This is a genomic window from Pedobacter aquae, from assembly GCF_008195825.1.
In the GTDB taxonomy this organism is placed as follows: domain Bacteria; phylum Bacteroidota; class Bacteroidia; order Sphingobacteriales; family Sphingobacteriaceae; genus Pseudopedobacter; species Pseudopedobacter aquae.
Genome location: NZ_CP043329.1, coordinates 2,584,031 through 2,607,480, shown reverse-complemented (window position 1 = coordinate 2,607,480; position 23,450 = coordinate 2,584,031). Strand labels below are relative to the sequence as shown.

General features: G+C 38.8%; 11 protein-coding genes. 9 read left to right on the top strand and 2 right to left on the bottom strand.

Translation table 11 applies throughout. The annotated features are described in order from the left end of the window. The first annotated feature begins 1 nt into the window (after position 1). From sov to FYC62_RS11375, 7 genes are all read left to right on the top strand, one after another. Positions 2–7,078: a T9SS outer membrane translocon Sov/SprA gene (gene sov, locus FYC62_RS11405; protein ID WP_317131490.1), complete on the top strand. Its 7,077-nt coding sequence runs from the start codon at positions 2–4 to the stop codon at positions 7,076–7,078. Positions 7,079–7,080: 2 nt separating this feature from the next. Beyond that, positions 7,081–7,335 (top strand): DUF1456 family protein, encoded by a 255-nt coding sequence (locus tag FYC62_RS11400; protein WP_240534720.1) that lies wholly within the window; start codon positions 7,081–7,083, stop codon positions 7,333–7,335. A gap of 77 nt (positions 7,336–7,412) precedes the next feature. Next, positions 7,413–7,790 (top strand): glycine cleavage system protein GcvH, encoded by a 378-nt coding sequence (gcvH, locus tag FYC62_RS11395; protein WP_039448965.1) that lies wholly within the window; start codon positions 7,413–7,415, stop codon positions 7,788–7,790. A gap of 74 nt (positions 7,791–7,864) precedes the next feature. Continuing rightward, positions 7,865–8,185: a VanZ family protein gene (locus FYC62_RS11390; protein WP_168199432.1), complete on the top strand. Its 321-nt coding sequence runs from the start codon at positions 7,865–7,867 to the stop codon at positions 8,183–8,185. 208 nt (positions 8,186–8,393) lie between these two features. Then, entirely contained in the window at positions 8,394–8,609 is a 216-nt protein-coding gene (locus tag FYC62_RS11385; RefSeq protein WP_026905428.1) for a FeoA family protein, read from the top strand. A 6-nt stretch (positions 8,610–8,615) separates the two neighbouring features. After that, positions 8,616–10,730 (top strand): ferrous iron transport protein B, encoded by a 2,115-nt coding sequence (gene feoB, locus FYC62_RS11380; protein WP_149074997.1) that lies wholly within the window; start codon positions 8,616–8,618, stop codon positions 10,728–10,730. Positions 10,731–10,758: 28 nt separating this feature from the next. Beyond that, positions 10,759–11,373 (top strand): SprT-like domain-containing protein, encoded by a 615-nt coding sequence (locus tag FYC62_RS11375; RefSeq protein ID WP_149074996.1) that lies wholly within the window; start codon positions 10,759–10,761, stop codon positions 11,371–11,373. On the opposite strand, the gene FYC62_RS11370 is transcribed toward FYC62_RS11375, so the two are convergent. Next, a complete protein-coding gene (locus FYC62_RS11370; RefSeq protein WP_149074995.1) occupies positions 11,362–12,153 on the bottom strand; it encodes a hypothetical protein in 792 nt (263 codons plus the stop codon). The two genes, FYC62_RS11375 and FYC62_RS11370, sit on opposite strands and share 12 nt — an antisense overlap. 18 nt (positions 12,154–12,171) lie before the next feature. Then, positions 12,172–13,548, bottom strand: coding sequence for a LutB/LldF family L-lactate oxidation iron-sulfur protein (locus tag FYC62_RS11365; protein WP_149074994.1), 1,377 nt, complete (start codon positions 13,546–13,548; stop codon positions 12,172–12,174). Positions 13,549–13,921: 373 nt separating this feature from the next. On the opposite strand from FYC62_RS11365, the gene FYC62_RS17140 reads away from it, so the two are divergent. Both FYC62_RS17140 and FYC62_RS11345 read left to right on the top strand, forming a co-directional pair. Next, positions 13,922–22,369, top strand: coding sequence for a hypothetical protein (locus FYC62_RS17140; RefSeq protein WP_168199431.1), 8,448 nt, complete (start codon positions 13,922–13,924; stop codon positions 22,367–22,369). 465 nt (positions 22,370–22,834) lie between these two features. Next, entirely contained in the window at positions 22,835–23,380 is a 546-nt protein-coding gene (locus FYC62_RS11345) for a T9SS type A sorting domain-containing protein (protein ID WP_039451234.1), read from the top strand. The last annotated feature ends 70 nt before the right edge of the window (positions 23,381–23,450 follow it).

The following is a 23,450-nucleotide window of genomic DNA, read 5'->3' as shown; positions in this document are numbered from 1 at the left end:
TTTGAAAATTAATTTTTCCTGTTTGTTAAACAGGTTATTAATTATTGTTGCTTATTTATTCATTGCTAGTACTGCTGTAGCACAAAATAACACTAGTAATGATTCTTTGAAGATTAAATATCCGGTTAAAGACACGCGTACTACGCCTGTTTTTGGTGGGGGTGGGGGGATTTTTCTCAAAAATCCGGAAAATATTAAACGTACTGTAGTGTATGACCCGCTTACCAAAAAATATATCATTAAAGAAAAAATAGGCGATAGAGACTATAAAGCGCCACAATTTTTATCTTTTAGCGAGTATCAGAAACTAGAACAGCAAAGAATACAGCAACAATACTGGAACAATTTGGTTGTTACAGGTATCCCCGATGAAAGTAATGGCTTCATGCCATCTGTAACTGTAAAAAGTAAATCTTTTGAAAGAATATTTGGAGGTAATACCATCAATATTCAACCACGCGGTACGGCTGATTTAACTTTCTCTGGAAGAATTAATAAAAATGAAAATCCTTTATTTAACGAAAGACAGAGAAAACAAGGAAATTTTGATTTCGACCAAAGAATTCAAATGAATTTGATTGGTAATATTGGTGAAAAGTTAAAAATAACCACCAATTATAATACCGAAGCTCAATTTGATTTTGAAAATCAGCTTAAACTAGAATATACAGGCAAGAAAGACGAAATCATACAAAAGCTTGAGGCTGGTATGGTTAATTTTCCGCTAAATACAACCTTAATATCGGGTAGCCAAGCCTTATTTGGGGTAAAAACACAGCTACAATTTGGGCGCTTAGGTGTAACCAGCTTATACTCTCAACAAAAATCTCAGGCCAAGGAAATCACCATTACTAATGGTTCTCAACAAAACGAGTTTCGGATATCTTCAGATAATTACGAAGCCAATAAGCACTATTTCTTAGCGCAATATTTTAGAGATAATTTTAACAACGCCATGGCTAGGCTTCCTGTGATAACTTCAAGCATCAATATTACCCGTGTAGAAGTTTGGATAACAAACAGAAGCAACAGCACTACAGATTCTAGAGATATATTAGCATTTCTAGATTTAGGAGAAAATACACCTTACAACACCACCCAATTTACTGGCGGCGGTAATAGGTTTCCATCAGCTTTTACAGATCAGAACTTCCCGCAGCCGCAATCAAACAATTTATTGCAAAGAATTCCGGCTAATGCGAGGTTAACCAACGCTAATGATATTGACGCTTTTTTTCAAGGCTCTGGTCGTACAGATAATTACAATAAATTAACTTATGCTAGAAAACTTACCGAAAGAGAGTTTACTTTAAACCCACTTTTGGGTTATATTTCTTTAAATAATGCGCTTAACGCTGATGAAGTTTTAGCCGTAGCTTATCGTTATACCGTAAATGGCGAAGAATTTCAGGTGGGCGAGTTTTCTACAGATAGACCGGTGGCACCAGAGAATCCTGAAGTACTTTATGCCAAGCTTTTAAAGAACGAAACCATTAAAACCAATTTGCCCATTTGGGATTTAATGATGAAAAATATCTATGCTTTGGGTGCTTACCAAATCAGTAGAAACGATTTTAGGTTGAATATTTTCCGTTTGGATGAAAGCGGTATAGAAAAGCCCTTAATAACAGAAGGGGCTAAACTAGATGATAATAATCGGCCTTTAGCTAGCAAGTTGTGGTTACAAGTTACGGGTGTTGATAGGTTAAATCAACAAAATGCCAGACAGCCAGATGGTTTCTTTGATTTTCTAGAAGGTCAAACCATAGATCCCCTAAACGGAAAAATAATATTCCCTGTGATAGAGCCTTTTGGTAAAGATTTAAGAGCTCAGTTTGATGAAACAACAGAGCAAGCGCTAATTAGTAAATATGTTTACCAACCTCTTTACGATTCTACCAAAGCATTAGCACAACAGTTTTTCCCAGCTTTAAACAGGTATATCATTAAAGGAACTTATCAATCTCAAGTAAGTTCAGAATTTCAGTTAAATGCCATCAATGTGCCAGAAGGCTCGGTTACGGTAACGGCCGGAACTTTACGCTTAACAGAAGGGGCAGATTATACGGTTGATTATAATATTGGAAGGGTAAGAATTCTTAATCAGGCTTTATTAAACTCGGGGCAACCCATCAAAATAAAATTAGAAAGTAACGAATTATTTGGTATTCAACAACGCTCTTTATTTGGAACCCGGTTTGATTATAAAGCCAACGAAAAACTAAACCTCGGGGCTACCATCATGAATTTGAAGGAAACGCCTTTAACACAAAAAGTTAATTTTGGCGAAGAATCTATCTCTAATACCATGTATGGTTTTGATGTTAATTACAATACATCTAGCAGATTTTTAACAAAACTGGTAGATAGAATTCCATTTTTATCAACCAAAGAAGAGTCTAGTTTTACTTTTAGTGGCGAGTTTGCAAAATTTGACCCCGGGCATCCAAAAGCTTTAGATTTTGCTGGTAGCGAAGGCGGCGCAAGTTATATAGATGATTTTGAAGGAAGCAGATCTATCATAGACTTAAAAAGTCCGGTAAATTGGCAAATATCCGGTACACCGCAACGCTTCCCAGAATCTCAATTAACTAATGATTTATCTTACGGGTTTAATAGAGCAAAACTTTCTTATTTCACCATAGACCCTATTTTTTACAACAGAAGTAATTTAACGCCCCCAAACATAGCGGGTAACCGTACCGAGTTATCTAACCACTATGTTAGAGAAGTTTTAGAAACCGAAGTTTTCCCATTCAGGCAAGTGGCCACAGGTACTTTACTTACTTTGCCAACTTTTAACGTTGCTTACTATCCTTCACTACGTGGTCCCTACAATTTTACAGCAACAGGTTTAAATCCTGATGGAACATTAACTAACCCGAGACAACGCTGGGGCGGGATGTTTAGGAGAGTAGAAACCAATGATTTTGAAGCCCTAAATATAGAATTTATAGAGTTTTGGGTTTTAGACCCCTTTATTTATAAGCCAGGTTCTCAAGGTGGAGATTTGTATTTAAATATTGGAAACATCTCAGAAGATATTTTAAAAGATGGGCGTAGAAGCTTAGAAAACGGTATTGCACCAGATAATGACCCAACAAAAACCGACGAAACAGTTTGGGGAAGAGTACCCAAATTACAACCCGTTATACAAGCCTTTGATAATGATCCTAATGCTCGCCAAATACAAGATATCGGTATAGATGGATTAAATAATGTTGCAGAACAGGCTAAATTTCAAACACAAATTAACCAGATTACAGCGCAACTAAACTCGCAAGCAGCTAGTTTTTACAATGCAGATCCATCTTCAGATGATTATATGTATTACCGTGGTCCGGCTTTAGACCAAGCTAATGCAGGTATCTTAAAAAGGTACGAAAACTTTAATGGTACAGAAGGTAACTCTAAAACCTCTCAACAATCACAAGATGCTTTAGGGATAGAAAACTCTGCTTCTACACCTTTACCAGACGGTGAGGATGTTAACCGCGATAATAGCACAACCAAAGCGGATGAGTATTTTGAGTATAAAGTAAGCATCAGACCACAAGATTTAGTAGTAGGGCAAAATTTTATTGCAGACCGTGTAGTTGCAGCCGTAAGATTGGCTGATGGAACAACAGAAAACGTTACTTGGTATCAATTTAGAGTTCCGGTAGCACAGTTTAGAGACAGGGTTGGCGGTATTCAAGATTTTAAATCTATCCGCTTTATGCGAATGTATTTAACAGATTTTGCTGATACTACCGTATTACGTTTTGCAAGGCTACAATTGGTTAGGGGCGAGTGGAGAAGGTTTAACGCAGAAGCACAACCAGATAAAGTTATAGCTGACCCCGCTTTAGGAAATGTAGGCTTAGATAATTCTACCTTGGATGTATCTACGGTAAACATAGAAGAAAACGGTACAAGAACGCCTATTCCTTATGTTACCCCGCCGGGTATAGTAAGGGAAAGAGATTTCTCAAACTTTAGAGGTGATACTCGTCAAAACGAGCAATCACTTTCTGTAGTAGTAAAAAATTTAAGAGACGGGTATTCTAGAGCCGCCTTCAAAACAACTGTTAACGATGTAAGGGCATACAAAAAGTTACAAATGTTTATCCATGCGGAGAGCGATGTGATGGCAGCACCTTTAAGGGATGGTGATATTCATGCTTTTATAAGGTTAGGTACCGATAATCAGGATAATTTTTATGAGTATGAAATACCTATGAAGATTACTACAGCGGGCTCTAGAGACCCAGAAGCTATATGGCCAGCAGCAAACAGGTTAGATCTAGAGTTCAGACTTTTACAACAAGCAAAAATTGCCAGAAACAATGCTACTAGAAATGGCTCGCCTTGGCCTTTTAATATTCCTTATTCTTTTTCTGATGGGGAAAATAAAGTAACCATTAAAGGGCAACCAGATTTAAGTAAACTGCGGGTAATTATGTTAGGGGTAAGAAATCCTTTAAACAAAAATGATGGCAGACCAGATGATGGCTTAGATAAAAACGTAGAAATTTGGTTCAACGAGTTAAGATTAACCGATTTTGATGAGCGTGGTGGTTGGGCTGCAACTGCCAGAATGAATGCTAAACTAGCCGATTTTGGCGATGTAACCGTCTCTGGAAATAGAAGCACCATAGGTTTTGCCTCTTTAGAAAAACGCGTAAGCGAGATAAACCGTTCTGATGATCAATTCTTTGATTTATCAACAAGTTTTGAGTTAGGGAAATTCTTCCCAGATAGAACGGGTATCAAAATACCAATGTACTTTAATTACTCTAGTCAGCTAAGTACACCACAGTTTGATCCAAGAAACCCTGATTTAGAGTTGAAGAATATCATGGATTTATTACCTCGTGGAACAAGAGATTCTATCTTAAATTATGCACAAGATTATACTTTAAGACGCGGTATCAATTTTACCAATGTTAGAAAAATTAAAACCAACCCCGATGCTAAAAGCAGAATCTGGGATATAGAAAACTTAAGTCTTACTTATGCTTTTAACGAGTATGATCATCGTGATTTTATCAACCAAAGTTCTCTACAAAAAAATTACCGAGGCTCTTTAGCTTATAATTATAATAACCAAGCAACTTTTATCACACCGTTTAGCAAACTTATCAAAAGCAATAATTTAGCTTTATTAAAAGACTTCAACTTTAACTTATTGCCTTCTGTTTTAAATTTCAGGATAGAAGTAAACCGTTTATACTCAGAAAATACACTCCGAGATAACGATCCTAACAATGCCATTCCTATACAAACTACTTTCAATAAGAATTTTAACATCAGCAGGTTGTATGGCATCAGTTGGGATTTAACCAAAACATTAAAGTTAGATTTTAATGCTACCAATCTTTCTTTGGTAGATGAGCCAGAAGGAAGAATAACAGGCTTAAAAAGAGATACAGTTTGGAATAATTTTAGAAATCTGGGCAGAACAACAGATTATAACCATACCGTAAGCTTAAGCTATACAGTGCCTATTAACAAAATACCGGGTTTAGAATTTGTGAACGTTATAACCCGTTATCAAACCCAGTTTAGCTGGATGACAGAGCCTTTAATCAGTATTAACGACCCTGACATTAACTTTGGTAATACCATACAAAACTCTCGTACGGTTCAGTTAAATCCTACTTTAAATTTCAATTTACTGTATAATAAATTTGGCTTTTACCGTAAAATGAATAGCGCTAATAGCGAAGCTAGCAGATTGAGCAAAGCTTTATTTGATGTTCTCTTCTCTATCAAAAATATAAGCGGTTCATATATCCGTAACGATGGCACATTCTTGCCTGGCTATCTACCAGAAACCAATGCCTTTGGTATGGATTTTTCTGCCAATGCACCAGGCGTAGGTTTTGTTTTAGGCTCGCAAGAAGATATAAGAGGCACTGCCTTACAAAATGGTTGGTTAACCAGAGACACCTTGCTAAACCAACTATTTGTAAAGAATTTAAACGAAAAACTTAACCTAAGAGGAACGCTAGAACCTTTTAAAGATTTTAGGTTAGAGTTAACCGTCTTCAAAAATCAGAGTAGAAATTTCTCAACCAATTTTAGGTTTGATGCAGAAACTAATGGTTTCGAAAGTTTAAGGCCTATAACTTCAGGCGATTATAGCATTTCTATTATCTCTTTAGGAAGCGCCTTTAAAGAAAAAAATAGCGATAGAAATTCGGCTGTCTTCCAACAGTTTTTAGTTAACCGAGAAATTATATCAAGAAGGTTAGGAACACAAAATCCTAATAGCGGTGGCTTAGGCACCGATAACTTTGCCGATGGGTATAACAAAAGCTCACAGGATGTAGTGATACCAGCTTTATTAGCTGCTTATCTAAATAAAGATGCAGGTAGTATCAGTTTAAATAGCTTCAAGAAAATACCGGTTCCTAACTGGCGTATGACTTATAATGGTTTAGCAAAGCTACCTTTCATAAGTCAGTGGTTCTCTTCATTTGATGTAACACATGGTTATAACTCTACTTATAACGTTAACGCTTTTAACTCTTTAATCAGATATTCAGAACTTAATGGTTTTGCAAATTCTAGAGATCAGCAAAATAATTTTTTACCTTTTTATCAATTCTCACAGGTTACTTTGTTTGAGCAGTTTGTGCCTTTATTAGGGATAGATATGCGTTTAAAAAACAGCATGACTATCAATATCGAATATAGAAAATCTCGTTCTTTAAGTTTTGCTTTAGCAAATAGCCAGTTGGCACAACAAAAAGACCAAGCTTTTGTATTTGGTTTTGGATATAGAACAGCAAATTTCAGATTCCCTTTTGGCTTGTTTAAAAGTGTAAATCTTAAAAACGATTTAAACTTCAAGCTAGATGTAGCTATAAGAGATAATAAAACCGTAATTTTCAGAGCAGATGTAGAAGATGCCGAGATTTCTGGAGGGTCTAAAAACATCACCTTTAGGCCGAGTATAGATTATGTATTAAACCAGCGCTTTAATTTAAGAGTCTTTTATGATTCTAATATTACGCAGCCTTATACATCGCAAACATTTAACACAGCCTTTAGTAACTTTGGCATTAATTTAAGGTTCACTATTCAATAATTATGATTAGTAATAACGAAATATTAAAAAAGCTCCGCGTAGCTCTAAAACTCAGAAACGATGAGATTATTGAAATTCTAAAATTGGTTAATTTTAGAGTTACCCCTAGCGAGTTAGGTGCTTTTTTCAGACGAGAAGATCATCCTAATTATAAGCCTTGTGGCGATCAAATCTTAAGAAATTTCTTGAACGGTTTGGTTATACATTTACGCGGGCCACAAGAGCAACAAAGCGATACAGCAGAAGAAGACGCTTAATTTTTTAATGTATCATCTTTGTATAGCTGACTTTATCTGATAGATTTAGTTATTTTTGTAATAAATAAAAGAAAAAAATGAATTTTCCAGCCGAATTAAAATACACCAAAGACCACGAGTGGGTAAAAATAGAAGGTGACATAGCAACTGTAGGTATTACAGATTTTGCTCAAAGAGAATTAGGAGACATCGTTTATATCGATATCAATACCATTGGTAGCGATGTTACTGAAGGGGATGTTTTTGGCACTGTAGAAGCCGTTAAAACTGTTTCTGATTTATTTATGCCTTTAAGTGGCAAAGTACTTGAGGTAAACGCTCAGTTAGATGCTAATCCAGAGTTGGTAAATCAAGACCCTTACGGGGATGGCTGGATGGTTAAAATCAGTTTATCAGAAACAGATTCTGCTGGTTTATTATCTTCAGATGCTTACCAAGCTTTAGTAGGAGCCTAGTGTTAACAACCATAAAGTTTCAATTACCGGCAATTGCATGGTCAATATTGGTATTGATATTTTGTAACTTGCCCATGTCGCAAGACAATCAATTACCTTTATTTGAAGGTTTTGATAAAATGGTGCATTTAGGTTTCTTTTTTATATTAACTGTTTTGCTGTTGTTTGGAAAAATAAATCAGCAAAACAGTTATCACTACCGCCCACTTACCATTGTTAAAATTATCATCATCACAGCTGCTTTAGGCGGAGGTGTAGAATTACTACAATGGAAAGTATTTACCTACCGTTCTGCCGAGTGGTGGGATTTTATTTCAGATATGCTAGGCGTTGGAGCCGGTATATTTAGTTATTTATTGTTACATCGTAAATCCAGAATCATTGAAAAAGCTTAGCTATACTATTTTTTTTGTATTGATAATGGTTTCTTTATCAGGATGTTTTGTATTTAAAAAAGGTTGCGATTGCCCTAAATTTAAATTTGATACAGTCCTCCAATTATCCAAATAAAAAAGCCTTTCAAATTAATGTAAATTAAGACTTTCTAATTTGGATTTAATTTAAATAAGCCTTAATTTCGTCCAGTTCATATACATTTTGATCATGAAGCTTTCGCAATTAGCAATAGGACAACAAGGTATTATTAAAGAGTTTACAGATTTAGAAATGTCTGTAAAATTGATGGAGATGGGATGTTTACCAGGAGAAGCGGTTAAGGTAGAAAGAATTGCTCCTTTAGGAGATCCTATCGCTGTAACCGTATCCGGCTATCAATTGTCTTTAAGAAAGCGTGAAGCCTCAACCATTGAACTAATCTAATCTGGCTTGAAAAGTACACTCAGAGTAGCGCTTGTTGGTAATCCCAATACAGGTAAATCAACTATTTTTAATGCCTTAACGGGTTTAAACCAAAAAGTTGGAAACTTCCCTGGTGTTACAGTTGATAAAAAATCTGGTTTATGCAAATTACCAGATGGCAAACAGGTAGAAATTATTGATTTACCAGGTACCTACAGCTTATATCCTAAAAGTGCCGATGAAACCATCGTTTTTGAAGTACTCTCTAATCCAGATAATTCCTCACATCCAGACTTAGTAGTTATTGTTGCCGATGCAACTAACCTCAAAAGAAATTTACTTTTATACACTCAAATTGCCGATTTAAAATTGCCTGTTATCATCGCTTTAAACATGATGGATCAGGCAGAAAAAGGTAATATTGAAATTGATATTCATGCTTTAGCAGCTAGATTAAATGTACCTGTTGTGGCTCTAGCGGCAAGAAAATCTTTGGGTTTAGATGAGCTAAAGAGTGCTATTTCTTACAGTACAAATATCCCATTACAACACGCTACCATTGATGTTGAAAACATCGCTCCAGAGCTTATCAAAGCAGTTGGCGATAAATTAAATATTGATAATCCTTACGTGGCACTTCAAATTGTTCATCAGCATGAACATTTAAAGTATATCAATAAGGAAGATAGTTTATGGATAGAAGAGCAAGGGAAAATTCATGATTTCCATCCGCAAAAAGCGCAAGCTGCCGAAACTATTGCTCGTTATAATTTTATAAATGAGGTTTTGTTAGATACCGTTGTTTATAAATCTGTAGCCTTAGAAGAAAACATCAGCAATAAAATAGATCATTACCTTACGCACAAGGTTTGGGGTTTTGTGATATTCTTCCTAATCCTATTTGCCATTTTCCAATCTATTTTCGCATGGTCAGAGTATCCTATGATGCTGATAGAAACCGTATTTGTTTGGCTGGCAGAATTAGGACATACCTATTTACCAGCAGGTGTATTTACTGATTTATTAATAGATGGCGTACTTGCAGGGCTAAGTGGTGTAATGGTTTTCATCCCTCAAATTGCTTTACTATTTGCTTTTATTTCTGTTTTAGAAGATACCGGTTATATGGCCCGAGTTACTTTTATGATGGATAAATTAATGCGTAAAGTAGGGCTAAGTGGTAAGTCTGTGGTACCATTAATAGGAGGTTTGGCTTGTGCTGTACCATCTATCATGAGTGCCAGAACTATAGAAAACTGGAAAGACAGAATCATCACCATTATGGTTACACCTTTGGTAAGTTGTTCTGCCCGTTTGCCTATTTATACGCTACTGATATCATTAGTAGTGCCATCAAAACTGGTACTTGGCTTTATCAATTTACAAGGCTTAGTATTGATGTTGATGTACTTGCTAAGTATTGTGATGGCCATTTTAGTTGCTTGGGTGATGAAAATTATCATCAGGAGCAATCTAAAAAGTTATTTTATTATGGAGCTTCCGGTTTACCGTATGCCAAGGTGGAATAATGTTGCACTCACCATGTTTGGAAGTATTAAAACCTTTGTAACAGAAGCCGGTAAAGTTATTGTTGCAGTTTCTATTGTGTTATGGGTTTTGGCAAGTTATGGTCCTGGAGATAGGATAGACAAAATAGATCAGAAATATAGTTCTTCAGAAATAAGCTCACAGTATACAGAGGAAGAAATAAACATCTTAAAGAGCTCAGAAAAACTAGAGAATTCTTATGCAGGTATTGTTGGTAAATTTATTGAGCCTAGTATAGAGCCTTTAGGCTTCGATTGGAAAATCGGAATTTCTTTAATTACCTCTTTTGCAGCTCGTGAAGTATTTGTTGGGACAATGGCTACGCTATATTCTGTAGATGGAGACGATTCTGAAATGGAGCCTGTAAGAAATAAAATGGCTCAAGCCCGAAATGCTAAAACCGGAGCTTTAGTTTTTACTACCGCCACAGCATTCTCTTTAATGGTTTTTTATGCTTTTGCGATGCAATGTATGAGTACCATGGCAGTTGTTTATCGTGAAACAAAACAATGGAGATGGCCAATTATACAGTTTTTTTACATGTTAGTTTTGGCTTACGGAGCTAGTTTTATTGTCTACAATCTCTTGAAATAATTGCTTTATTTGCGGATATTTATTCTTTGTGAAACAAGATAAGATAAGCATTTTAAAACAGTACCTACCAGAACAATCGGCACCCATTATAGCTGCTTGGATTGATGATTATGCTTGTGAGTTTAAAATATCTAAAACAAGAAATACAAAATTAGGAGATTATAGACCGCCTTTTAGAGGTAGCCATCATCGTATTTCGGTAAACTATAATCTAAACCCTTATGCTTTCTTAATTACTACGGTTCATGAGTTTGCACATTTGGTTGCTTGGAATGCCCATCAAAACAGAATAAAACCTCATGGCACCGAGTGGAAGAATACTTTTAAAAAGATGATGCTTCCTTTTTTTGAGTTAGATATTTTTCCTTTGGATGTTAAAAAAGCTGTTGTTTCTTATTTGCAAAATCCGGCAGCTTCTAGTTGTGCCGATAAAGATTTGTATAAGACCCTAAAACGCTACGATGCACCTAAAGAGGATGTTTTACATGTTGAAGATGTTTTAGAAAATCAACATTTCACACTCCCAAACGGAAGAGAGTTTAAAAAACTCAATAAAATAAGAACCAGATTTAGATGCTTGGAAGTTAAAACCGGTAGGATGTATCTTTTTAATCCCTTGGCAGAAGTTAAATTAGTTAGCTAAGCTTCCACTTTTATAAATCATCAAAGTTTTACCTTGCTTTTCAAATTGGATATTAAGCTTCTTACCTTTATATAAAGCGGGTTGTAAAGCAATATCGTTGATTAAAGAATCGGGTGTTTTTATCAAATAAGCCACATCAATACTTAAATTATTATTACTTAACATTAAGTATTGCTTAGTATTTAGGGTATTCAGCTTATTAAAGGTTAGGGCATATTTACTTGTTCCTTGCAATGCATTTTCTATCTCTGTAAAATCAAAAACTTTCTTTTCGTCGGCTAAGTTTTCATCCAACTTTACAAATGGTAGTTTATGAAGTGCCGATTCGTTAGCAGCACTTTTTTCTTCAGCTTTTAAGAATATCCCATTTCTATAGAAATACCTTGATTCTTTATGTTGATAATCTCCTTGGCTTTCTGGGATTAAAAGCTTGCTTTTCTCAGTAAATAATACAATTTCACCATCTTCTAAAAAGTACGTTTTTTCTTGAAAACCGTATGCTCCAGAATCTCCATACTCCTGATAAATAACAGGTTCACCATCCTTTTTATATGCACTATAGAAATAAGCATAATCTCCTTTACTGTAAACGGGGCTTTCTAATTTTTCAAAAGAGTCTTTCAGCTTTAATAAACCTTCTGTATAAATTAATATAGATGTATCTGTAATACTTATCGCATTGATAGAGTCTTTTACAGTAACCGATGAGCTTTGGTTAACAGAATTACAACAAGTAATGATTCCTAAAGAAACCATTAGCAACACTAAGTATTTTAACATATTTTATGATAGGTAATTTTATTTGTTTCTATCTTTCCACTGTTTGCTGAAAGATTGTTGCTCAACTTTGGGGAGTGTTCTGTTTTTTCCCCACATTTTTCCAAAGAAGGTATTCATCACAAAGTTTTTCAATTTGCCACCCACTAAATCCATTTTACTTCTTTTGAGCATAGAATTTTTCCAAAAATACCAGCCTAATTTTTCTGATGAAGTAGCTAATTTCTGGTTTACGGCATCTCTTCTATTTAATAGAAGCATGCTGTGGATATCTATTTTAACAGGACAAACTTCAGAACATTTTCCGCATAAACTAGAAGCATAGCTTAAATGCTTAAAATCTTGCATCCCTCTTAAATGTGGCGTAATGATGGAGCCAATAGGTCCACTGTAGGTAGTTTCATAGGTATGTCCTCCCACATTTTTATAAATTGGGCAACCATTTAAACAAGCGCCACATCTTATACAATATAAGCCTTGCCTTTGGTCTTTTTGGGCCAGTAAATCGGTACGACCGTTATCCAATAAAATAACATACATTTCTTCAGGGCCATCAGTTTCATCCGCTTTACGTGGGCCACTTAAAATGGTATTGTAAACAGTTAAGTTTTGTCCAGTACCATGCGTAGAAAGCATTGGCCAAAAAAGGTCTAAGTCTGTTATAGATGGTATTAATTTCTCAATACCTACAATAGCGATATGGATTTTAGGGAAAGTTGTGGTTAAACGAGCATTACCTTCGTTTTCTGTAAGCGCTATACTACCTGTATCCGCAATAAGAAAATTGCCGCCTGTAATACCTATATCTGCACTTAAATATTTATCTCTTAGTAATTCTCTAGCTTTTAAGGTCAATTGTTGCGGGGTTGCATCTACCGGAGTGCCAAACTTTTCATGAAACAGCTGAGCAATATTTTCCTTACTTAGGTGCATAGCGGGTGTTACAATATGATAAGGCTTTTGCCCAAGCAACTGAACAATATATTCTCCTAAATCAGACTCTAAAGATTCTATCTCGTGGCTTTCAAGAAACTCGTTTAAATGAATTTCTTCTGTTACCATTGATTTAGATTTGATTACCGATTTAGCTCCGCTTCTTTTAATAATTTGAAGAATCTCTTGATTGGCTTCTTCTGCATTATTAGCCCAAATAACCTTTCCACCTTTTTTTTGAAAATTAGATTCAAATTCTGGCAAAAGTTTATCTAGATTTTCCATGACCTTCCACTTAATCACATGCCCTTTCTTTTTTGCATGCTCTAAATTGATGAGCCTGGAAAGTCCTCTGGTAACTGCTACATCATACTTGCCGATATTATAATTAATAATATTTCTATGTTGTTTATCAAAAGCTTTTTCTTTTGAAACTTCATTAAAATTATCGGCAAACTTTATCATAGCTCAAATTTAAGAATAAAACTAATCCACTTACAATTATTATAAATCTGTTTATGGTTTCCTAATCAAAAGTGTGGAATTTTACTGTGGAATTTTAACGATCAGAGAGGATTTTTGGGGTAATATTTGCACCTTTTTATATTTATTATAGATTAAAAAGTTTTAGTTGTTACTTAGGGCTTTATTATGATTAAATCGCTCTTTAAAAGCTGCCTAGCCAAGCTTTAAATAGATTAGGGATGTTTTAAGGGGTTTTTCGTTTTAGAAATTTTTATATTTTTAAGATGTTTAATTTTAATTATTAATATAAAAGTGTTATGTTTTTTAATGGCTTAACAATTGTCTTTAGCACCATAATATATAAATTATAAAAATGATTAAATCTTTACTTTTAACCCTAAGTCTACTCTTCTTAACGCTCAGCAATTTAATTGCACAAGACGGATTAAATGGTTTTCAATATCAAGCTGTTGCCCGAAAGGCAGACGGTAAGGAGTTGGTTAATCAGCTTATCCACGCAAGATTTACTATTGTAAGTGGTTCTGCAAACGGTGTTTCTGTTTATTCAGAAACTCAAAAGGTGAATTCAAACCAATTTGGGGTATTTTCTCACATTGTTGGAAGGGGTAAGCCAACAGGAACATTAAGATTAACAGATGTTGATTTTTCTATTACTAACTATTATTTAAAAGTTGAGTTGGATCTTGCTGGTGGTAATAATTTTCAAGTATTTGGTAGTTCTGAGCTTATTGCGGTCCCTTTTGCACTTTATGCAAAATCTAGCGGAGGTTCAAAACAAAGTAATGCTGTTGCTGGACCGAAAGGAGAAAAAGGAGATGTGGGGCCACAAGGTCCGCAAGGAGAAAAGGGAGAAGCAGGTCCACAAGGTCCAATTGGTTTAGCCGGACCAGCAGGCCCTCAAGGTTTAAAAGGCGATAAAGGAGAAGTTGGATTAAAAGGTGATAAGGGAGATACCGGAGCAACAGGTCCACAAGGATTAGTTGGAGCGAAAGGTGATAAAGGCGACAAAGGTGATCAAGGTACAATTGGATTAACTGGAGCAACAGGTCCACAAGGAGAAGTTGGTCCACAAGGTATTCAAGGTTTAGTAGGAGCGAAAGGTGATAAGGGAGACAAAGGTGATACAGGAGCTCAAGGTGAACTAGGATTAACAGGAGCAAAAGGTGATAAAGGTGACAAGGGAGATACGGGAGCGACAGGCCCACAAGGTATTCAAGGAGAAGTAGGACCACAAGGAATTCAAGGATTAGCTGGATCAAAAGGCGACACTGGAGCTCAAGGTCCAATAGGTTTAACTGGAGCAACAGGTCCACAAGGAGAAGTTGGTCCACAAGGAATTCAAGGTTTAGCAGGAGCGAAAGGTGATAAAGGCGACAAGGGAGATACAGGAGCGACAGGCCCACAAGGTATTCAAGGTTTAGCAGGAGCAAAAGGTGATAAAGGTGACAAGGGAGATACTGGAGCTCAAGGTCCAATAGGATTAGCAGGAGCAAAAGGTGATAAAGGCGACAAAGGTGATCAAGGTCCAATTGGATTAACTGGAGCAACAGGTCCACAAGGAGAAGTAGGCCCACAAGGATTAGCTGGAGCAAAAGGTGACAAGGGAGATACCGGAGCAACAGGTCCGCAAGGAGAAGTTGGTCCACAAGGAATTCAAGGTTTAGTAGGAGCGAAAGGTGATAAAGGAGACAAAGGTGATACAGGAGCTCAAGGTCCAATAGGATTAACAGGAGCAACGGGTCCACAAGGCGAAGTTGGTCCACAAGGAATTCAAGGATTAGCAGGAGCAAAAGGTGATAAAGGTGACAAAGGAGACACTGGAGCTCAAGGTCCAATAGGATTAACTGGAGCAACAGGTCCACAAGGAGAAGTTGGCCCACAGGGTATTCAAGGTTTAGCTGGAGCGAAAGGTGATAAAGGTGACAAGGGAGATACAGGAGAAGCTGGACCACAAGGATTAGCAGGAGCAAAAGGTGATAAAGGTGACAAAGGAGACACTGGAGCTCAAGGTCCAATAGGATTAACTGGAGCAACAGGTCCACAAGGAGAAGTTGGCCCACAGGGTATTCAAGGTTTAGCTGGAGCGAAAGGTGATAAAGGTGACAAGGGAGATACAGGAGAAGCTGGACCACAAGGATTAGCTGGCGCAAAAGGTGACAAAGGCGACAAGGGAGATACAGGAGCGACAGGCCCACAAGGTATTCAAGGAGAAGTAGGTCCACAAGGATTAGCTGGAGCGAAAGGTGATAAGGGAGATACTGGAGCTCAAGGTCCAATAGGATTAACTGGGGCAACAGGTCCACAAGGAGAAGCTGGTCCACAAGGAATTCAAGGTTTAGCTGGCGCAAAAGGTGATAAGGGAGATACTGGAGCAACAGGTCCACAAGGAGAAGTTGGCCCACAGGGTATTCAAGGATTAGCAGGAGCGAAAGGTGATAAAGGTGACAAGGGAGATACCGGAGCAACAGGTCCGCAAGGAGAAGTTGGTCCGCAAGGTATTCAAGGATTAGTAGGAGCAAAAGGCGACAAAGGTGATACAGGAGCAACAGGTCCGCAAGGAGAAGCTGGTCCACAAGGAATTCAAGGTTTAGTAGGAGCGAAAGGTGATAAAGGCGACAAGGGAGATACTGGAGCAACAGGTCCACAAGGAGAAGTTGGACCACAAGGAATTCAAGGTTTAGCAGGAGCAAAAGGTGATCAAGGTGACAAGGGAGATACAGGAGCTCAAGGTCCAATAGGTTTAACTGGAGCAACAGGTCCACAAGGAGAAGCTGGTCCACAAGGATTAACTGGAGCAAAAGGTGATAAAGGCGACAAGGGAGATACCGGAGCAACAGGTCCGCAAGGAGAAGTTGGTCCACAAGGAATTCAAGGTCCAATAGGTTTAACTGGAGCAACAGGTCCGCAAGGAGAAGCTGGTCCACAAGGAATTCAAGGTTTAGTAGGAGCGAAAGGTGATAAAGGCGACAAGGGAGATACTGGAGCGACAGGTCCACAAGGAGAAGCTGGTCCACAAGGTATTCAAGGTTTAGCAGGAGCGAAGGGTGATAAAGGCGACAAGGGAGATATAGGTGCAACAGGTCCGCAAGGAGAAGTTGGTCCACAAGGAATTCAAGGTTTAGCAGGAGCAAAAGGTGATCAAGGTGACAAGGGAGATACAGGAGCTCAAGGTCCAATAGGTTTAACTGGAGCAACAGGTCCACAAGGAGAAGCTGGTCCACAAGGATTAGCTGGCGCAAAAGGTGATAAAGGTGACAAGGGAGATACCGGAGCAACAGGTCCGCAAGGAGAAGTTGGTCCGCAAGGTATTCAAGGATTAGCAGGAGCAAAAGGTGATAAAGGCGACAAGGGAGATACAGGAGAAGCTGGACCACAAGGATTAACAGGAGTAAAAGGTGATAAGGGAGACAAAGGTGATACAGGAGCTCAAGGTCCAATAGGCTTAACCGGAGCAACAGGTCCGCAAGGAATTCAAGGAGAAGCTGGCCTACAGGGTATTCAAGGTTTAGCTGGAGCGAAAGGTGATAAAGGTGACAAGGGAGATACAGGAGCGACAGGTCCACAAGGCGAAGCTGGTCCAATAGGCTTAACCGGAGCAACAGGTCCGCAAGGAGAAGCTGGTCCACAAGGACTTCAAGGATTAACAGGCGCAAAAGGTGACAAGGGAGATACAGGAGAAGCTGGACCACAAGGTTTAGCAGGAGCGAAGGGTGATAAAGGCGACAAGGGAGATATAGGTGCAACAGGTCCAATAGGATTAACAGGAGCGACAGGTCCACAAGGAGAAGCTGGTCCACAAGGTATTCAAGGTTTAGTAGGAGCGAAAGGTGATAAAGGCGACAAGGGAGATACTGGAGCGACAGGTCCGCAAGGAGAAGCTGGTCCACAAGGTATTCAAGGTTTAACAGGAGCAACAGGTGCACAAGGAGAAGCTGGTCCACAAGGTATAGCAGGAGCAAAAGGTGATAAAGGCGACAAGGGAGATACTGGAGCGACAGGTCCACAAGGAGAATCTGGTCCACAAGGTATTCAAGGTTTAGTAGGAGCGAAAGGTGATAAGGGAGATCAAGGAGATGTAGGTCCACAAGGTCCAATAGGTTTAACAGGAGCAACAGGTGCACAAGGAGAAGCTGGTGCACAAGGTATAGCCGGAGTAAAAGGTGACAAAGGCGATAAGGGAGATCAAGGAGATGTAGGTCCACAAGGTCCGATAGGCTTAACTGGAGCAACAGGTCCAGCAGGTCCACAAGGGCCAATCGGTTTAACCGGAGCAACAGGTCCACAAGGGCCAATTGGTTTAACTGGAGCAACAGGAGCACAAGGTATAGCTGGAGTAAAGGGTGATAAGGGAGATCAAGGAGATGTAGGTCCACAAGGTCCAATAGGCTTAACAGGAGCAACTGGTGCACAAGGTCCAATTGGTTTAACTGGAGCAACAGGAGCACAAGGTATAGCTGGAGTAAAGGGTGATAAGGGAGATCAAGGAGATGTTGGTCCGCAAGGTCCGATAGGATTAACTGGAGCAACAGGTCCAGCAGGTCCAATCGGTTTAACCGGAGCAACAGGTCCACAAGGGCCAATTGGTTTAACTGGAGCAACAGGAGCACAAGGTATAGCTGGAGTAAAGGGTGATAAGGGAGATCAAGGAGATGTAGGTCCACAAGGTCCAATAGGCTTAACTGGAGCAACAGGTCCAGCAGGTCCACAAGGGCCAATTGGTTTAACTGGAGCGACAGGAGCACAAGGTATAGCTGGAGTAAAAGGTGATAAGGGAGATCAAGGAGATGTAGGTCCGCAAGGTCCGATAGGATTAACTGGAGCAACAGGTCCAGCAGGTCCAATCGGTTTAACCGGAGCAACAGGTCCACAAGGTCCAATTGGTTTAACTGGAGCGACAGGTCCACAAGGTATAGCTGGAGTAAAAGGTGATAAGGGAGATCAAGGAGATGTAGGTCCGCAAGGTCCGATAGGATTAACTGGAGCAACAGGTCCAGCAGGTCCAATCGGTTTAACCGGAGCAACAGGTCCACAAGGTCCAATCGGTTTAACCGGAGCAACAGGTCCACAAGGTCCAATCGGTTTAACCGGAGCAATAGGTCCACAAGGTCCAATTGGTTTAACTGGAGCAACAGGAGCACAAGGTATAGCTGGAGTAAAGGGTGATAAGGGAGATCAAGGAGATGTAGGTCCACAAGGTCCAATAGGTTTAACAGGAGCAACTGGTGCACAAGGTATAGCTGGAGTAAAAGGTGATAAGGGAGATCAAGGAGATGTAGGTCCGCAAGGTCCGATAGGATTAACTGGAGCAACAGGTCCAGCAGGTCCAATCGGTTTAACCGGAGCAACAGGTCCACAAGGTCCAATCGGTTTAACCGGAGCAATAGGTCCACAAGGTCCAATTGGTTTAACTGGAGCAACAGGAGCACAAGGTATAGCTGGAGTAAAGGGTGATAAGGGAGATCAAGGAGATGTAGGTCCACAAGGTCCAATAGGTTTAACAGGAGCAACTGGTGCACAAGGTATAGCTGGAGTAAAAGGTGATAAGGGAGATCAAGGAGATGTAGGTCCGCAAGGTCCGATAGGATTAACTGGAGCAACAGGTCCAGCAGGTCCAATCGGTTTAACCGGAGCAACAGGTCCACAAGGTCCAATCGGTTTAACCGGAGCAACAGGTCCACAAGGTCCAATTGGTTTAACTGGAGCAACAGGAGCACAAGGTATAGCTGGAGTAAAGGGTGATAAGGGAGATCAAGGAGATGTAGGTCCACAAGGTCCAATAGGTTTAACAGGAGCAACTGGTGCACAAGGTCCAATTGGTTTAACTGGAGCAACTGGTGCACAAGGTCCAATTGGTTTAACTGGAGCAACAGGAGCACAAGGTATAGCTGGAGTAAAAGGTGATAAGGGAGATCAAGGTGATGTAGGAGCACAAGGTCCAATCGGTTTAACCGGAGCAACAGGTCCAGCAGGTCCAGTAGGTTTAACTGGAGCAACAGGTCCACAAGGTATAGCTGGAGTAAAAGGTGATAAGGGAGATCAAGGAGATGTAGGTCCACAAGGTCCGATAGGTTTAACCGGGGCAACAGGTGCACAAGGTCCAATAGGTTTAACAGGAGCAACAGGTCCACAAGGTATAGCTGGAGTAAAAGGTGATAAGGGAGATCAAGGAGATGTAGGTCCACAAGGTCCGATAGGTTTAACCGGAGCAACAGGTGCACAAGGTCCAATAGGCTTGACAGGAGCAACAGGTCCACAAGGTCCAATTGGTTTAACTGGGGCGACCGGAGCACAAGGTATAGCTGGAGTAAAAGGTGATAAGGGAGATCAAGGAGATGTAGGTCCACAAGGTCCGATAGGTTTAACCGGAGCAACAGGTCCAGCAGGTCCAATAGGCTTGACAGGAGCAACAGGTGCACAAGGCCCAATTGGTTTAACTGGAGCGACAGGTCCACAAGGTATAGCTGGAGTAAAAGGTGATAAGGGAGATCAAGGAGATGTAGGTCCGCAAGGTCCGATAGGATTAACTGGAGCAACAGGTCCAGCAGGTCCAATCGGTTTAACTGGAGCAACAGGTCCACAAGGTCCAATTGGTTTAACTGGAGCGACAGGAGCACAAGGTATAGCTGGAGTAAAAGGTGATAAGGGAGATCAAGGAGATGTAGGTCCACAAGGTCCGATAGGTTTAACTGGAGCAACAGGTCCAGCAGGTCCAATCGGATTAACTGGAGCAACAGGCCCACAAGGTATCCAAGGTTTAGCAGGAGTGAAAGGTGATAAAGGCGACAAGGGAGATACAGGTGCAACAGGTCCACAAGGATTAGCAGGAGCGAAAGGTGATAAAGGTGACAAGGGAGATACAGGTCCAATAGGTTTAACCGGAGCCACAGGTCCACAAGGATTAGCAGGAGCGAAAGGCGACAAGGGAGATACAGGAGCTCAAGGTCCAATAGGTTTAACTGGAGCGACAGGTCCACAAGGAATTCAAGGATTAGCAGGAGCGAAAGGCGACAAGGGAGATACAGGAGCTCAAGGTCCAGTAGGTTTAACCGGAGCAACAGGTCCAGCAGGTCCGATAGGTTTAACTGGAGCAACAGGTCCAGCTGGTGCAACCGGTCCACAAGGTCCAGCAGGAACATACACAGCGGGATCTTTAATTTCTATATCAGGAAGTACTCTAGGTGTTAATCTTTTCGGTACTATTGGCGCTGGAGGTGGAGATATTGAAGGTTCTTTAAATCAAATGCTATTAAGAAGTGGTGCAGTTGAAGGTTTTCAAATTGCTGATGGCACAATTCAAGCTGCTAAATTAGCTAATGCTTCTGTTACTGGGGCCAAAATTCAGGATGGGGTAATAACCGCAGCTAAATTAGCTAGTGCGTCTGTTACAGATGCTGCAATTGGTTTTGCAAGTATTAATCCTAATAAATTATCTGCTTCTGGAGCAACATTGAATCAAGTATTAAGTTGGAATGGCGGAAGTTGGGTGCCTACTAGCCCAAGCGTTGCAGGTGATGCAAACGCAACAACTAGAGGTATTGTTCAATTAGCTGGAGATTTATCTGGAACTGCTACTGCGCCAATAGTTGCTGCTAATGCCATTACATCAGCAAAAATTGCAGATGGTACTATTGCAACTATAGATGTAGCAGATAACGCAATTACATCAGCAAAAATTGCAGATGGAACAATTGTTACAACAGATATAGCTGATAATGCAATTACATCAGCCAAAATTCTTAATGGAACGATATTACGAGAAGATATAGCAGATGGGGCTGTGACAGGATTAAAGATTTTTGATGGAAGTATTATTTCTCAAGATCTTGCAGACAATGCGGTAACATCAGCAAAAATTACTGATGGAACGATAGCTACAGCAGATTTAGCAGATGGTTCTATTACAGGTGCTAAACTAAATGCTATGTCTGCTACTGATGGTCAAGTACTTAAATTTAACGGTACGGCTTGGGCTCCTGCAACAGAAGCCGCTGTTAATAATTGGTTAATAGGTGGTAATAATAATGCTACAGCGTCAAGTTTCTTAGGAACAACAAATGATATAGCCATGAGAATTAGGTCTAATAATATACCGATGTTAGAATTTGGTAGAAGACAAACGCTAGGTTTAACACAGTCTCAAGTTGATTATACCAATAACGATCAGCCGTTGGTACATGTTAATGGTAATGGTACAACTTCGGCCTTACAATTTGCGGCATCTGCAGCGGAATTCTATAAACCTATGTTTTTTACTACAACAGAAGGTAATTTCAGATTAAAAGGTAGTGCAGCAGGGACAGATTTCTTTGAGATAGGAAGTGCCGGAACAGGTAATGCGGGTAGGTTAGACTTTATTATCGGAGATGATGGGGATGAGCCAATTGTATTTTCTAAATTTAATTACACTACTTCTACCCCAGTAGAAATGATGAGAATGCAAGGTACAGGTTTAGATAATACAGTAAGAGTTGGTGTAAATACCAATGGTAATGTTGCTAATTCAACCATGCAAGTGAATGGCTCTGTTTCTAATTCTATTTTAAGGACTAATAATAATATAACTTTAAATGATACGCATTATACTGTAATTATAACAAATAATGGTGGTTTAACTATAACTTTACCAGCTGCAAATTCTTGCATAGGTAGGATTTATGTAATAAAGAATACAGGTACAGGGGGTACTAAAACTGTTACACCAAATTATAGAAATGCTAGTAATACCTCTACTTCAAATGTGCCATCTTCAAGTGTTATCATTATACAGTCTGATGGTATTGATTGGCAACAAATAAATTAAATTTAAAAACTAACTTATATAGAAAACGCTTGCCGTCTTGGCAAGCGTTTTTTTGTGTATTAATTTTCGTATTTATCTACAATAGGTAGAAAATAATCTACATAATATTATGTATGCATTGTTTTCTATTGATCTGAATTTTGTTGGATGAGCTAAGAGTTCAAGTGAAATTTTAGGATTTAGGTATTTAATTTCTTTTGATTTTAATACTGGGGAATTATGTCTATGATTTTTTAATACGTGGAATTAATTACCGATTTTTTTGATTTTTAAATCTCGAGACTAAGAAATAATTTTTTTGACATCAAAAATCTTCTCAACTTTTAAAATATAAAATATGCGTTTAAATAGTTTAAAGGCACTATTTAGCATGATAAGCTCAATCTTTTGCAAGATATAGATGTTTAAACATCCTATTTAAAGCGAATTTTTTACTCGTGGCTTCTAAGTTGTAATAGTGCCAGTATGAAAAGATTAATATTCGCTTTAGTAATTACTTTAAACTTTTTAGCAAATGCTAAAGCTCAACAGATAGATAGATTTGTTTTTTCTTCAGGAAATGGTTCTGCAACTAATGCATACGGAGAGTCAGTTCAATTCACTATTGGCCAAGCTTTCTTTACTGAATCTCTTTCTAATAATAAATCAGAAATTATAACTCAAGGTTTTGAGCAGCCCATAGCATTTGATAATTTACTTATAGCATCTGCGGCGTTTAAAGACTTAAGCTTGTTAAAGCTTGATGTTTATCCTAATCCAGCTGTAGATTATACAGAATTAGAGTTAAACTTGATTGACCATGATGGCGCTAAAGTAATGTTGATTGATACTTGGGGTCAGGTTGTTAAAACAGAAGATTTTCAGGTTCCAGCGGGTAATCAAAAATTACATTTCAACTTGGGAACTTTAGCAGACGGAGTTTATACCATCAGCGTAAAAGCAAATAAAAGAAGCTATGCTAAGAAATTAATTGTTAGTAATACAAGATCAAGAAGCGTAGGTAATTTCTAATCAGATTTCATAAATACTTTAAGGTTGATTCAAATTATCCTCATGCTGTTAGCTGAGGATTTTTTTTATG